The organism is Limosilactobacillus panis DSM 6035, from assembly GCF_001435935.1.
In the GTDB taxonomy this organism is placed as follows: Bacteria; Bacillota; Bacilli; order Lactobacillales; family Lactobacillaceae; genus Limosilactobacillus; species Limosilactobacillus panis.
In genome coordinates, this window is the sequence record NZ_AZGM01000039.1 from 1 (window position 1) to 14,760 (window position 14,760).

11 protein-coding genes are annotated in these 14,760 nt (G+C 49.8%); 6 read left to right on the plus strand and 5 right to left on the minus strand.

Annotated elements, in window-relative coordinates:
• Window positions 1-369: 369 nt before the first annotated feature.
• Window positions 370-2,466: an LTA synthase family protein gene (locus FD32_RS02960; protein WP_047769041.1), complete on the minus strand. Its 2,097-nt coding sequence runs from the start codon at window positions 2,464-2,466 to the stop codon at window positions 370-372.
• 231 nt (window positions 2,467-2,697) lie between these two features.
• Between FD32_RS02960 and FD32_RS02965 the strand changes: the two genes are divergently transcribed.
• Window positions 2,698-3,567 (plus strand): DMT family transporter, encoded by an 870-nt coding sequence (locus FD32_RS02965; protein ID WP_047769043.1) that lies wholly within the window; start codon window positions 2,698-2,700, stop codon window positions 3,565-3,567.
• 55 nt (window positions 3,568-3,622) lie between these two features.
• Here FD32_RS02965 and helD read toward each other — a convergent pair whose 3' ends face one another.
• Complete coding sequence (gene helD, locus FD32_RS02970) at window positions 3,623-5,923, minus strand: RNA polymerase recycling motor HelD (RefSeq protein WP_056962103.1); 2,301 nt, start codon at window positions 5,921-5,923, stop codon at window positions 3,623-3,625.
• A 201-nt stretch (window positions 5,924-6,124) separates the two neighbouring features.
• On the opposite strand from helD, the gene FD32_RS02975 reads away from it, so the two are divergent.
• The 3 genes from FD32_RS02975 (at window position 6,125) to hflX (ending at window position 8,819) form a co-directional block, all read left to right on the plus strand.
• Window positions 6,125-6,775 carry a DedA family protein gene (locus FD32_RS02975; RefSeq protein ID WP_047769035.1) on the plus strand — a complete coding sequence of 217 codons (651 nt, stop codon included), beginning with the start codon at window positions 6,125-6,127 and terminating at the stop codon, window positions 6,773-6,775.
• An 86-nt stretch (window positions 6,776-6,861) separates the two neighbouring features.
• Window positions 6,862-7,512: a histidine phosphatase family protein gene (locus tag FD32_RS02980; protein WP_047769033.1), complete on the plus strand. Its 651-nt coding sequence runs from the start codon at window positions 6,862-6,864 to the stop codon at window positions 7,510-7,512.
• Window positions 7,513-7,544: 32 nt separating this feature from the next.
• Complete coding sequence (gene hflX / locus FD32_RS02985) at window positions 7,545-8,819, plus strand: GTPase HflX (RefSeq protein WP_047769031.1); 1,275 nt, start codon at window positions 7,545-7,547, stop codon at window positions 8,817-8,819.
• A gap of 52 nt (window positions 8,820-8,871) precedes the next feature.
• Here the strand turns inward: hflX and FD32_RS02990 are convergent, their stop codons facing one another.
• The 3 genes from FD32_RS02990 to FD32_RS03000 all read right to left on the minus strand — a co-directional run bounded on the left by FD32_RS02990 (window position 8,872) and on the right by FD32_RS03000 (window position 13,118).
• Window positions 8,872-9,777, minus strand: a complete 906-nt coding sequence (locus tag FD32_RS02990; RefSeq protein WP_047769030.1) for a DMT family transporter — start codon at window positions 9,775-9,777, stop codon at window positions 8,872-8,874.
• 138 nt (window positions 9,778-9,915) lie between these two features.
• Window positions 9,916-12,540 (minus strand): YhgE/Pip domain-containing protein, encoded by a 2,625-nt coding sequence (locus tag FD32_RS02995; protein ID WP_047769028.1) that lies wholly within the window; start codon window positions 12,538-12,540, stop codon window positions 9,916-9,918.
• Window positions 12,541-12,569: 29 nt separating this feature from the next.
• A complete protein-coding gene (locus FD32_RS03000) occupies window positions 12,570-13,118 on the minus strand; it encodes a TetR/AcrR family transcriptional regulator (RefSeq protein WP_047769026.1) in 549 nt (182 codons plus the stop codon).
• Between the two features lie 271 nt (window positions 13,119-13,389).
• Between FD32_RS03000 and FD32_RS03005 the strand changes: the two genes are divergently transcribed.
• Together FD32_RS03005 and FD32_RS03010 are read left to right on the plus strand one after the other, a co-directional pair.
• Window positions 13,390-14,442 (plus strand): aldose epimerase family protein, encoded by a 1,053-nt coding sequence (locus tag FD32_RS03005; protein ID WP_047769024.1) that lies wholly within the window; start codon window positions 13,390-13,392, stop codon window positions 14,440-14,442.
• Window positions 14,443-14,456: 14 nt separating this feature from the next.
• Window positions 14,457-14,693 carry a PspC domain-containing protein gene (locus tag FD32_RS03010; RefSeq protein ID WP_047769022.1) on the plus strand — a complete coding sequence of 79 codons (237 nt, stop codon included), beginning with the start codon at window positions 14,457-14,459 and terminating at the stop codon, window positions 14,691-14,693.
• The last annotated feature ends 67 nt before the right edge of the window (window positions 14,694-14,760 follow it).

Consider the following 14,760-nt stretch of genomic DNA (forward strand, 5'->3'; position numbering starts at 1 on the left):
CAAAAGCCCTGAACCACAATGATTTCATTGCAATTCAGGGCTTTCAAGTTTCAGGTTTTAATAACAACTTATGATTATTAACCAAGTCAATTAATACTGATAAATGGCCACATTACATTTTTTATAGAATAATATCTGCAATTTAAGGCGTACCATTCCATTAGGAATCATATGTATAACGTTTTACTTCTAAATCATCCGCGGTCGATAAATAAGTAAACCATCATAAAATAGGTCCTAACAAATTAAGCAATAAGTATGTTTTTTACAAATTTTAGTTTTTTGTTCAGTAATCCGTTTCCTTTTCGGGAAATGCAATTCACCCCCAGTACCGTACACTTTCGGCACTGGGGGTGAATTAATTAGTATTTATGGCTTCGGAAAGCTTAACTTTGGGTAGTCCTTTAGTTCCGGAGCATTTGTTGTGTAATCATCAAACGTACTCTGGTTGTCGTTTTCTGCCTTAACACTTGTCTTTTTCTTCTTCTGGGCATTCTTCAGGTTCTGGAGGCCCTTCTTCAGGTTGTAAGTGTAGTCCTTCTTATTAACCTTCTTGAAGTCAGGGAGCTTGTAGAACCGCAGGAGGTCGCCATTCATGACCCGGTCAGATAGGCCAAGATCCGTCGTGACGTACTTTTGAATCTTACTAAAGGCCTTCTTTTGCTTTGGCGTTGCCTTAGTAATCTGCTTACCGTTCTTTGTGTAGTAGTAATCACCATTGTACTTAGTGTACTTTGGCGTTACCCAATCACCGTTTCTAAACGGTACAATCTGGTTCCGCTGTGGTGACAAAAGGTCCTGACCAAACTGGATGTAATTCTTGGAGCTAATTCCTAACAGGTCTTCCAGGGTTGGCAGCACGTCAATTTCACCACCATAGGTATGATCAATGCCACCCTTCAGCCCTTGCATGTTAATCATAAATGGGACCTTTTGGAACATTGCCAAGTCGTAGTTAGTGATCTTCTTCTTGTGCAGGACCTGGGCAATCGCGTTCTGGTGGTTATTGGAGATTCCGTAGTGGTCTCCGTACAGAATCAGAACACTGTTTTGCCGTAAGCCGGACTTATCAAGGTAGTCTAGGAATTCACCCAGTGATTCATCCAGGTAACGGGCTGTCTGAACATACGGGTCAACGGTGTCGTCACCAGTATGCCAGCCCTCAATATCCTTATTCTGCTTATCAAGAATGTAAGGATAGTGGTTAGTAACCGTAATCAGCTTAGCATAGAACGGTTGCGGCAGTTGCTCGATGTAGTGGGCACTTTCCTTTAAGAAGATCTTATCCTTCATCCCGTAACCGACATCGTAGTCCTTAGTCTTCGGGAAGTATTCCTTACTAAAGAAGTACTGGTAGCCAAAGGACTTATAAGCGTTGTCCCGGTTCCAGAAACTTGGGACGTCCCCGTGGAACGATGCCGTCGTGTAACCCAGCTTTTGGTGCAAGAGGGCCGGAGCGGATTGGAAGGTGTTTGTCGTTCCGTCCGTTACCATTGCTGACCCTTCTGGCAAGCCAAAAAGTGAGTTTTCCAGCATCATTTCCGCGTCGGCCGTCTTCCCCTGACCAACCTGGTGGAAGAAGTTATCAAAGGCCAGGGTATCGTCGGCGTGGTAAAGCTTATCCAGGTTAGGCATTACTTCTTGCCCGTCCTGCTTGTAGTCAATCATGAATTGCTGGAGACTTTCCAGGTGGATCACGAAGATGTTCTTACCACGGGCAACCCCCTTGTACTGGATGTTTGGTCCCGCGTAATTATGGTGAATAAAGTTAAGAACCGGTTTCAGCTGGTCCTGGTCGGCGCGGGCCTTGACGACGCTATTATGGGTCGTCTTGACCCCATCATAAATGGTGTACGCCTGCAGGCCAAGGTACTTAACAATGTAGTTATTATCAAACGTCCGGGTCAAAAGCTGCGAACGGTTGGACTCGGCCATCCCCAGGTTGGCACCAAAGAGGATAAAGCCAAGGACCGTCACGGTGATGGCGTAGCGGGTCTTAAAGCGCCGCATGTCAACCCGGATGATGTGGAACAGCAAGACCAGGGCTAAGATGATTACATCGGCGTAGACCAGGAAGTCTCCGGGACGCATGATCCCCATCAGACTCTTACCCAGGTTGTTGGAAGTTGCTCCAGACCCCTTGATAACGTTAAAGGTAATGAAATCAGAAAATTCACGGTAGTACAGGATGTTGGAGAATAGCCACGTCGACAAAAGGGCGTTAATAATCAACATCAACCAGTACGATAACCGTCCCCGGAAGTACAGGGCAATCCCTAGGAAAACCAGGGCTCCCGGTATTGTATTGAACGCGAGCAGGAAGTGCTGCATGCTTCCCTTAACACCGAGGTTGAATTCATTCTGGTATGCCCAATAACTCTTAAGGCAAAATAAGAGTACGGCGAGCAGAAAGAACCCTAACTTGGTATTCAAGCCACGTCGCAACTTTTGCAACGCTGTTTTCATAATTTGTTCCTCCATTAAAAATATCAACTTAAACAATAATACATTCTGCTAACGAATAGCAATCATCAAAGCGGTTTTTTTCAAAAAGTTTAAATTTACCAGCCACAAATTTAGTGGGTACCGCTTTCAATATCTTACTTTCTTATATTAAACATGTTATCATTTATCGGCATTATTTAATCAAGGGGGAGTTGATTCACCATGTCACTCAGTAAAAAGCAAGCCGACCTGATGTTATTTGTTGTCGCCATTCTCTGGGGAAGCAGCTACGTCTTCGCCAAATTGACGGTCGATGCTGGCATGCACTCCGGGCTGATTAATGCCTGTCGAGGGACGATGTGTGTTGCTGCTGGCAGCCTAATCTTTTTCAAGAAGCTTCGACACATGACCTGGGTTGACGTCCGCTTGGGTCTTACCATCGGGACAATCAACTTTCTCGGCTACTACCTGCAGACGGATGCCCTACGTTACACGACCCCTGCCAAAAACGCCTTTTTGACGACCTTGTACATTGTGGTGGCCCCACTCCTGCTGTGGCTATTCTGGCATGAGCGTCCCCAGCGAAAGGCATATTTTTCAATTGCCCTTTCAATCATCGGCATGGCAATTATTACCAACATCTTAAAAAGTAACCTTCACCTGCAGTTTGGTGATGTTTTAACGCTAATCTCCACTATCTTCTGGGCCGCTCAAATCATCTTCTTTGCTAAGTACGCACCCCACGCCTCCAGCCCCTGGGTCCTGATCTTCATGATTGGAATCTGCCAGGGTACTTATGGTTGGATTACAACCTTTCTCTTTGAGCGCCCTTCCCTGGTGCATGTTCACTGGGTCCAAGCATTGATTCCTCTGGCCATTTTGGCCATCGGGGTGACCTTCCTCGCCCAGGGAATGCAGATTACCGGGCAGGCATATACGGACCCGACCACGGCCGGGTTGATCCTGATGCTGGAATCGTTCTTTGCCAGTGTCATGTCCGTCATCATGGGCTATGATCCCCTGACACCGCAGCTAGTTATCGGTGGCTTTATTCTCCTGGTTGCCAACGCCATCATGCAGGTAAACATCCATATTCCCTTCTTAAAACGGAAGGCATTATAAAGAAAAAGCGCCACTTGCGTCCACAAATTTATCAGGACGTGAGTGGCGTTTTCTGTTATTTCTTAATTAATTCATACTCGTCTGCGGGCACCTTAGCAATCAGCTTGGTTGGCCGCCCGACCGCCGTTAGGGTCAACGCGTGCATTGCCCGGGAGCAAATTGTGTAGAGGAGTTGACGCTCATCATCCCCCTGGTACTGGTGGTCATTTGCGTTCCACACAATCACGGCGTCGAACTCAAGGCCCTTAGCTAAGAAGGACGGCACGATGATGGCTCCCTTCACGAGTCGTTGGTTTTCCGTCCGAATCAGGGTCGTCTTGACATTGCGGCGTTCCAGAGCCCGGTGTAACTGTTCACTATCCTCAAAGGTCTTACCGATGATGGCGACCGCGTCGTGTTCTCCCTGATACTTCTTAAGTGCCGCAACCAGGGCATCGACACCCCCGTCAAAGTCGGCGGCGGTGATTACCTGCGGCAGTTCACCATCCCGGTTAAAGGCCTCGATTGCCTCACCGTTTTCCAGGATGTGCTTGGTAAAGTTGGTGATCTGCTTGGTCGACCGGTACGACTTGGTCAACTGCACAACCCGGGTCTTTTCGGGATCAAACATTGTGCTCAGCTGGCGTAGCAGGGACCGGCTATTCTCGTGAGTAAAGATTGCCTGGTTAAGGTCCCCCAACAGGGTAAACTTCGCCCGGGGGAAGCGGTACTTCAGGTAGGCCAACTGGTAGGCATCGTAGTCCTGGACCTCATCGACAAAGACGTAGCGGATGTCACGCTGGCCGTGCTTCCCCGTAATCAAGTCATATAGGTAGAGGTAAATCGTGATCCCCTCGGCACTGATGTTGTGCTTGATCAGCTCCTCCTTGGTCCCGTCCACAAAGGTGGTCCACTGTTCAGCCGTCAGGTTAAATGCCGATAGGTCAACCAGCTTCGGGGTCACCCGCAACAGGTGCAGGTATTGAGCATTGATGTTTAGCCACAGGTTGTGGTTAATGGCCCGCTTGATTGGTTCGAAGGCCTTCATGACGATCTTCCGGGCCAGGAACTTAAATTCCTTATCATCGCTTTCAAACTCCCGCGGCTGGTTGGCAAACAGGGTGTCCAGCTCTTCCTTACTCAGGTCCTGGATCCGCTGTTCTACCCACTTGCTGCGCATCTCGCTGCTGACCCGGCGGTTGAGGTACTTGATCAGCTCCTCCTTGGTCCCGTCTAGCCGGTTACCAAGGTTGTAGTTATTGTTAAAGGAGTAGTAGATTTCACGAATCTTCTCCTTACTGATGAAGACCTTCTTATTAAACATGATGTTGCGGAAACGCATGTTAGCATGGCCGAGGCGCTTGGCGTACCGTGCCGTGGCCTTGAAGTATTGGAGGCTCGTACACAGGCGTTGGGCGTTTTGGCTAACCGCATCCTGGTGGGCTTCAAAACGCTGGGCCAGTGTCTGGACATGCAGGCGGGGGACACGGCGGTTGGCAAACTGGAAGTATGTCATCTGAACCATGTTGTGTTCGCCCAACTCCGGCAATACCTGGTCAATATAGTCATTGAAGAGTTGGTTCGGTGAGAAGAGGACGACCTGTGAGGATGACAGATTCCCCCGGTACCGGTACAGTAGCCAGGCAACCCGCTGGAGAACGGCGGCCGTCTTTCCGGAACCCGCGGCCCCCTGAACGAAGAGGAGGTCATCTTTCGTATCCCGGATAATCTCGTTCTGGGTCCGTTGGATGGTGGTGACGATGCTCTTCATCTTGGTGCTGGAGTGGTTGCCCAGTGCTTCTAAAAGCATCTGGTCCCCGACCTGTTCGTCCGTATCAAAGATCGTTACGATGGTGCCGTCCTTGATTTGAAACTGCCGTTTGAGGGTCATATTGACTTCCTGGGGGCCCATCGGCGTGTCATACTTCACCTTGCCGAGCTTTCCCTCGTAATAGACAGAAGAAATCGGTGCCCGCCAGTCGTAAATCAGGAAGTGGTCGGGCTTGTCACTAAACGATGCTAAGCCAATGTAGATTGACTCTGGCTGGCCCGCCCCCTTTTCCTGGAAGTCGATCCGGGCAAAGTACGGTTTCTTCTCCAGGCGTTTCAAGGTTGCCAGGTGGTCAGCCGCGTGCTGCCAGCTGTTATTCCGTTCATCCAGCATCTGCTGCTGGGCCCGAAAGGACATTGCTGTATCCATCATCCCAGAATACGTCGTGGTGTTTAAGTGAATGTCATTCGTCTGCTTATTGATATCTTCAATATCGTTTTTAGCCGTGCTAATTCGCTGGGCGGCCTTCCCTTTGGCCTTCTTGATCTCAGTCAAAACGTGGTCAAGGTGCTTCTGCTCATATTCTCTTACCGAATTTTCAGTCACGAGGATTCCCTACCTTTCAGGATTTCAAAATCGTTTTTCTATTATAGCATTCCCGCTTTACATCTGTTAGTGTTTGCCTTTCCCGCCATAAAAAAGGGGCATTGTTTAAGGCTGGCTTAATTTTAAAGCGGATTGCTAGTCAACGACGGTGCAAACATTCTAAAATAGAATTAATAACTTCGCTGGAAAGGGGGCGCTTATATGGCCCACATTTTTTATATTCTGACCCACATTGCGGAAATCCTGATCCCCATGTTTGAGTGGCTCGGCCCGTGGAGCTACCTCATCTTGTTTGTGATTGTCTTCATGGAAACCGGCCTGGTGGTCTTTCCCTGGTTGCCGGGCGGTTCGCTCGTCTTTTTGACCAGCTCATTTATCGCCGTCCACCCGATCCTCAAGATGCAGATTGTCATCCCCGTCTTCTTCTTTGCGGCCTTCATCGGTGACTCAGTCAACTACTTCATCGGCCACAGCCTGTCCCGTTGGCACTGGCTGCAAAAGCACCTCAACGGCCCCCGGATGCTGAAGGCAAAGGAGTACCTCGACAAGTACGGCTTCTGGGCCGTTGCTTTCGGGCGCTTTATCCCCTTCATTCGCTCCTTCATCCCGACCATTTCGGGAATGATGCACTATCGTTTCCGCCACTTTACGGTTGGTAACTTCGTCGGGGTGGCCCTTTGGGTAGCCCTTGGCTGTGGCGTAGGTTATTTTTTCGGCAGCATTCCCCTCGTCCACGACCATTTCTCCCTCGTGATTCTGGCAATGGCCTCCTGTGCCGTCCTGGCCGGATTAGGGATGTGGGGTATTAAGCTAGTCCGCCAGCGGATTCTCCGGAAGAATCGGATGCTCTAAGGGTTCTCTAGTTATTTTTGTCCGCTATTCATGGTAAAATATGAATAGCTTTTTTCATTAATTAGGAGACAAAGGAGTTTTTACGTATGGCAATTACCGCTTATTTTGTTCGTCATGGTCAAACCTACCTCAACCGTTATAACCGTGTTCAAGGATGGTCCGATGCGCCGCTTACTGCAAAGGGTAAGGCGGACGCACAACGAACGGGTAAGGTGCTGGCCAACGTTGACTTTGACTATGTCTTCAGCAGTGACCTCGCCCGGACGATGGCAACTTCCCGCCTCCTGCTCGCGGCGGACCCTAACACTGATATCAAGGAGCCCACACCAGAGCCGGCCTTCCGTGAAGAGTTCTTCGGTAGTTTCGAAGGGTTAAACGGCTCGGCCGTCACCGACTTTCTTTCCGGGGAAGAAGACTTTCATTCCTTCTCCGACATGTTTGCCGGCTGGGGCCCTGATAAGTTAAAGGATAAGCTGGCCGCTGCGGACCCTTATGGCGACGCCGAAGACCACGTTCAATTTTGGAACCGGGTCAACAAGGGGATGGACCGACTCCGGGCCCTCCCGGACGGGTCAACCGTTATCGTAATTTCCCACGGTATGACCATTCGTTCAATCGCCGAACACTTCGGCTACCAGACCCCGTCCTCAGTCCGAAACGGGAGCCTGACCCGCTTGACGTTAACGGCGGACAAGACACACGTTGACTTTTACGACCAACTAGAACTTCCAGAATAATCATTGATCCTAAGGGGGAACACTATTCTTCAATGGATAACAATATACAAAAAGATGAACAAGTAATCATTGCCGGCCTCGACACGGGGCAGGAAGACTACGACTATTCGATGACCGAACTGGCCGAATTGGCCCAGGCCAACCACATGGATGTCGTCCAACGGGTTGACCAAGTAATTGACCGCCCTAACCCGGCCACCTACTTTGGGACGGGGAAAGTAGCGGAAATTGCGGAGGTGGCGGCCACTAACGACGCCACCACCATCATTACCAACGATGAACTCTCGCCAAGTCAGCTGCGGAACCTTGAGGAAGAGGTTGGCTGCCGGATTCTTGACCGGACAGCCCTCATCCTCGAAATCTTTGCTAACCGGGCCCAGACCAAGGAGGCCAAACTGCAGGTCCAGATTGCGGAGCTCCAGTACCGCCTGCCCCGGCTGCAAACCAGTGCCAGTCAGCGCCTTGACCAGCAGACTGGTGGCGGGAGCGGCTTTACTAACCGGGGGGCCGGTGAAACGAAGCTGGAAATGGACCGGCGGACGATCCAACACCAGATTTCCCACCTCCGTCACGAGCTAGCTGACATTGATAAGTCCGAAGCCACTAAGCGGAAGCAGCGGGCCAAGAGTAATATTCCAACCGCCGCCCTGGTCGGCTACACCAACGCCGGTAAGTCTACCATCATGAACGGATTAGTCCGTCGTTACGGGGCAGTTGAAGACAAGACGGTGTTTGAAAAGAACATGCTCTTCGCCACCCTGGACACCAGTGTCCGCCGCCTGACTTTACCAAGCAAGAAGGACTTTCTTCTTAGTGATACCGTCGGGTTTGTCAGCAAGCTGCCGACTAACCTGGTCAAGTCCTTCCGTTCGACCTTGGCGGAAGCTGCCAACGCTGACCTATTGATCCAGGTAATCGACTACTCGGACCCCCACTACGAAGAAATGATGCACACCACTGAGCAGACCCTGAAGCAGATTGGCATTGAAAACATCCCGATGATTAACGTCTTCAACAAGGCTGATAAAACCGAGATTGAGTTCCCGGTTCTTGAAGGGGATGACCAGGTGGTAATCTCGGCTAAGCAGCCGGAATCACTGGACCTCCTGGTGAACGTTATTCGTAAGCACCTCTTCAAGGATTACGTTCAGGTCAAGCTCCTTCTTCCCTTCGCAGAGGGACAGCTGGTTTCCTATCTCAACGAACACACTAACATCTTGAATACCGAGTACCGGACGGATGGCACCCTCCTGACGGTGGAAATGTCACCCCAAGAGGCCCAGCGCTTTACGAAGTACGAGGTATAAAAAAAGCTCCTGAAGGTCGTAGTAATTACGAGTTTCGGGAGCTTTCGCGTTATTACTTGATATGGGTAAAGTATTTTTCCGGAAGCGACTGCAAAATCGTTGCCAGGACAATTAGGATTCCCCCAATCCAGTCGGGCAAACTGAACGGTGTGGCCAGGAAGAAAACCGCTAGCAGAGTGGCAACCAAGGGCTCAAATGCCCCGAGCATTCCGGTTGTACTGGAATCAATGTAGTTGATACTAGCAAGGTAAAGGGTGTAGGCAAAAAGCGTTCCGAAAATAATGATGAACAGGATTGTCGTAATATCAACTGCGTTCAATGACGGAACGGGCATTGTCCAATACAGTGGCAGAAAGGCCAGGCCAGCAATCAGCATTGACCAGCCAACGATGGTAATTGTTCCGAACTCTTTGAAAAGTTTGCGCGGCATAATCGTGTTAATTGCTTCCGAGACTGCCGCCAGCAGTCCCCAAATACATGCCAACGGGGACAGGGCGAGATGGCTTGGGTGACCATTCGTGGCCAACAGGAAGGTCCCAATAAGGGCCACAATGATTGAAATCACGTCCAGTCGCCGAGGCAGCATTTTGGTATGCACGGCCATATAGAAGATAATGAAGACGGGGGCTAAGTATTGGATCACCGTTGCCGTTGGAGCATTACTATACTTAACGGCAACATAATACGACATCTGGGACGCCCCCATCCCAATAAAGGAGAACAGAATCAGATAAAGGACCCGCGACCAGCTACTAAACAGCCTTTTGACCGCAGCTGGTTGCTTAAAAGTCGAATATAGGACCAGCAGAAACCCGGCGCCCAGTAAGCGAAGCCCAACAAGCCAATATTCGTTAATGGTTGGGTTTTGGAATAGAAACTGCACGGCAGCCCCAGACATTCCCCAAAATGATGCCCCAACGATGGCCAAGGTGATTCCCCTTCTCTTATCTGTCGTCATCTTATCGTCTCCCTCATATGCTAATTTTAAACATGCAAACAGTATATCATTTAGCAAGAACTAGCGTAAAGAAATTAAGATTTTGCACACAAAAAGCCCTGTTCAGTCGCTGACCGAACAGGGCTTTTTTGCAAATCATTACTTAGATTGGATTCCGCCATCGTCTTCCATTTCGTCAAGGAACTTCTGGTTCTTGTCCAACTTTGGGTTGATGTTAAAGAGGTGGTGGTGAATACCGAGCATCCCCGCTAACAGGAGCAAGTTGAAGAGAACCGCAATTCCTAGCAAGACAAGGTTGCAGAACATTGCGTAGTGGGCACCAATCCCGCTACTGATTGACTGCCGCAGTCCCATGATGGAGTAGGTCATCGGTAGGAACCAGTGAATGACGTTGTAGAACTTCATCGTAACTTCCATTGGGAAGGTCCCACCGGAACCACCAAGTTGCAGCATCAGCAGAACCATGGCAACGAACCGGCCGGGGTTATCGAAGGTCATTGACAGGAACATTACGATCGCCATCGACGCTAGCCCGAAGCAGATGCTAGTGGCAAACATCGATGCAACGTGGTCCGTCGTCAAACCAACGGCCAGCATAACGGCATCTTCGATAATGGCCATCAGGGTAACCGCTACGGCCCCAACAACGACCTTACTGATCCACCAGGAAACAGCCGACTTGCCGTCGACAGCCACCCGCCGAATTGGGTAAATAAAGTTAAATACCAGGATACCAACGTAGAGGGCAACAGATAGAACATAAGGAGCCAAAGCGTGACCGTAGTTTGGCACGTAGCTGTAGTTCTTGTGCTTAACCGTCGTTGGTTCAGCGAACATCTTCGCTGTCTTGTTAGTTGGCTTAACGTTGTTAATTGCCTTAGCACCCGCCGCTAATGACGAAGCCAGACGACCAGCACCGTTATTCAGCTGGGTAATTCCACTAATCAGGGCTGGTGAGTTATCAGCCAACTGTTGAGTTCCGGAAGCCAGCAGGTTAACCCCACTGATTAAAGCCGGTACCTGGGCATTCAATTGTCCCAGGGCGCTCGCCAATTGACCGGCCCCGGCGTTCAGGGCACCACTGTTGGCAACTAGCTGGTTAGCACCGGCCCCGGCCTGGGCAACCCCAGCCGTGTATTGACCGATACCACCGCTCAGGGTGTTGGCACCAGCCGCCGCAGTTGCTACACCGTTCGTATATTGACCAATACCGCTGTTCAATGTGTTGGCACCGTTAGCCAGCTGTTGGGTAGCAGAGGTCAACTGACCGGAAGCGGTTGTCAGGGCCGCACTGGTCCCGTTTTGCATGTTCAAAAGGCTGTTTTGAAGGTCCGCAGCCGCCTTTTGCACGTTGGCCGTGTTCTGACCAGCACTATTTGCTGACTGGTCAACCGCCGCCTTAAGTCGGTTGACCCCGGCCTGCAGTTGACTAATCTGCCCCACTAATTTAGCGGACTGACCGTTATCGGTGCTCTTTTGGGTGGTTGTACTGTTGTTGCTAGAACTAGCAGCCGCACTAATTGCCGCCTTGGCCGCTTCAATCTTTGCCTGGCCGGCCGGGTCCTTAGCCTCGACACCGTTCAGGTCTGCAGCAGCGGCCTGCAATTGGGAACTATTGTTGCTGCCACTGTTAGTCGTCGTGGTGGTTGAACTTGCTCCGGCCGAAGCTGCCTGCTTCAACTGTTCAAGTCCGGCACTAATCGTTCCCAGCTGACTAGAGAGTTCCTTCAACTGGTTACCACTCTGGGCAACTGGCTGCAGGGCAGCGTTCAATGCCTGAGCCTTGGTACTGATGTCGCCGGACATTGCTCCCATCTGGCTCTGCAGTTGAGGAAGGAGGCTATTGACTTGGTTGTTCAATTCCGTGTTACCGGCGGCAAGCTGGTTGGCACCACTCTGTAATGCAGCAGAGTTCCCACTCAGGGTGTTCAAACCGCCTGCTAACTGGTTAGCCCCGGAACTGAGTTGCCCGGAGTTTGCCTGGAGGAGCCCCAAGCCGCTGGCGAGTTGACCAACCCCACCAGTGTATTGCTGGATACCGGCGGCCAGAGTCTGGCTACCGCTCGCTAACTGCTGAGCACCGCTGGCCAGGGGTGCAACGGACATCCGTAACTGCTGCACACCGTTGTTGACCTGGTAGACACCGGCAACGTAACGGTTAACCCCGTCATTTAAGGTGACCAGGCCGGTACTCAGTTGCTGGGCACCATCGGCAGCTTTGGTCATCCCCTTACCGACAACGTGGAGTTCCTTAAACATCGCGGTGACGTAGGCCTTGGTGACCTGGGAGCGGATCTTGCTATTCAGCCTGGTCGTCCCAATCTGGGTCATAACCTGCCCGATGTAGTTCAAGGAACCGTTCGTTTCGTAATGGAGCTTCATCGTCTTTGGATGCTTTTCCATTACGGTTGTGGCATCTTCAGAAAAGTTCTTCGGGATGGTGATTACCGCGTAGTATTGGCGGTGACTAATCCCGTATTGTGCCTTCTTTTGGGAAACAATTTCCCACTTCATTTGATGGTTATGACGCAGTTGTTTGATCGTTTGCTGACCAACATTCATCTTCCGGCCCTGGTATTCGACCGGAACATCCTTGTTGACCACCGCAATCGGCAAGTCTTGCGTACTACCATACGGGTCCCACACTGACTTTAAGAAGAAGATACTGTACAGGAACGGTAACAGGCAAATTACCGAAACCGAGAGCAGTAAGATATGGTTCTTAAAGAGGTTGCGGAATTCCGCTTTGATCATTTCACCCATTTTGAAATGTTCACCTCATTATTATTGATTTACAAAGTGCTGTTAGACATCGAAAGGACTGACTGCTTTGCGAATTTGATAAATTCATCAATTGGCACGTCGTAGTTGTTCTTTTGCCACCAATAAAACGCCCCGATGATGGAACCACTAAATACGTACGCCATCATCTCCGGGTTATCGGACTTCTGAACGGCTTCGATTACGACATCGTTAGTGCGGCCGCGTTTGCAACGATCTAAGATAACCTGACTAAAGATACGTAGCATTTCCGTATACAGTGAGCTGTGTGAGTTGCTCGATGCCAGGTGGCGAATGAGGTTCTTGTGATCATTAATGTATAAAACGAATTGCTTAATAATATCTTCTTCTGATTCGCCTGAATCCACAATCTGACTAATCTGGGCATCCAGCGTCTGCTCAAGGAGATCATACTTATCACTGAAGTAACGGTAAAAACTACTCCGGTGCAGTAGTGCTTCGTTACAGATTTGGTCAACTGTTAAGTGCTCAAACGAGTTTTTCTCCAAAAGTGTCAACAATGCGTTCTGAAAATCCCGTACTGTTCGTGTGACCCGCAATTTACTCGCCTCCTTGTACCATTATGACAAATTATAGTGTATACCGTGTTTTTACAGAACAACAGAGTTAAATGCAAATCATAGTTCTATGATAAGACAATAATATGTTTTTGCTTCAAACAGTTTCGCAAAATGAGACATTAATTCTGCCTGATAATTTGGGAAAACTTCGCTTCATTTTCAATTATAATTTCACGATTGGCCCAGTTCTCTAACCTTTCTATGCTACAATCAAGGTAACAAACAGAATTGATTCTAGGAGGCGGCCACTATGAAAATTGAAAATGATAAATTTGGCACTTACCAAGGACAAGATGTTATCAAATATACCCTGACGAATGATAATAACGTCAGCATTAGCGTCCTTAACTTTGCCGGTATCTGGCAGGCATACATGGTTCCCAACACCCGTGGCGGCCGGGTTAACCTGTTGCTCAGCGCTGACAACATCGACGCTTACGTAAATCCTAACAATGCACCATTATACGTTGGCCGGATTATCGGTCGTTTTGGTGGACGGATTGCGAAGGGCCAGTTTGATATTGACGGGGTTGAATACAAGATTCCCGCTAACGAGGGGAATAACTCCCTGCACGGTGGGGCAAACGGCCTCAGCCAGCAGTTTTACGATGTTGCCACCAAGCAGGACCAGGATAAGCTCCAGGTCATCCTTACAACAACGATTGGTCCAGACACTGATAAACTACCGGGCAACGAGACCGTGACGGTCACCTACACCCTACAAAACGACAACAGCGTCACTATTGACTTTGACGGGAAGACGGATGCCAAGACTCTTTTCAACCCAACCACCCATGCCTATTGGAACCTCTCTGGTGAAGCTAAGACCATCCAGGGGCACGTCTTAACACTGAACTCCACCTACCACCTCGAGCTTGATGACGAAAAACTACCAACGGGGCGGAAGCTGATTAATAAGAATACCCCGTTTGACTTCAGTCACCCAACGGTAATGGGGACCGCTCTCCAAGAATTGCAGGAGCAAGGTGTTCCTGAGGGCGGCTTTGATGACGTCTTCGTTGTCTTGCCAAGTAACCGGCTTGCCCATGAGCCAGTGGCAACCCTTATGGATGCCGCTACTGGGCGGAAAATTAAGATGTTCTCTGACCGGAACGGCCTGGTGGTTTACACCGCCAACGGCACGAATGCGGACGGCTTCAACCGCCCGGCAGGATCGTGGTTTGCAATGGCTATGGAAGGACAAACCCTTCCTGACACTCCTCACCACCTGCAGTTCGGTGACATTTCACTTCGTCCTGGTTACCCCCAGCACTACCAAATTCGTTATGAATACTTTGCCTAGAGGAGGAAAACAACATGCATAAGAAGTTAACGAAATCCAAGAACAAGGTCTTTCTTGGTGTCTGCGGTGGAATTGCCGATTACCTAGGCATGGACGCCACGGTCATTCGCTTAATCGCCATCGTCCTGATTGCCTGCACCGGCTTTTTCCCGTTGACGATTATCTACCTCGTTGCGGCCGCCATTATGCCTGATTATCATGGCTCCGCCCACCGGGATAACACCGTCGAGGGTGAATTTAAGGAAAAGTAATTAGTGAACTAAAAAACAACCTAAGATTAGGGGCTGTGACATAAGTCCCAAATAATTAATGGAGTTA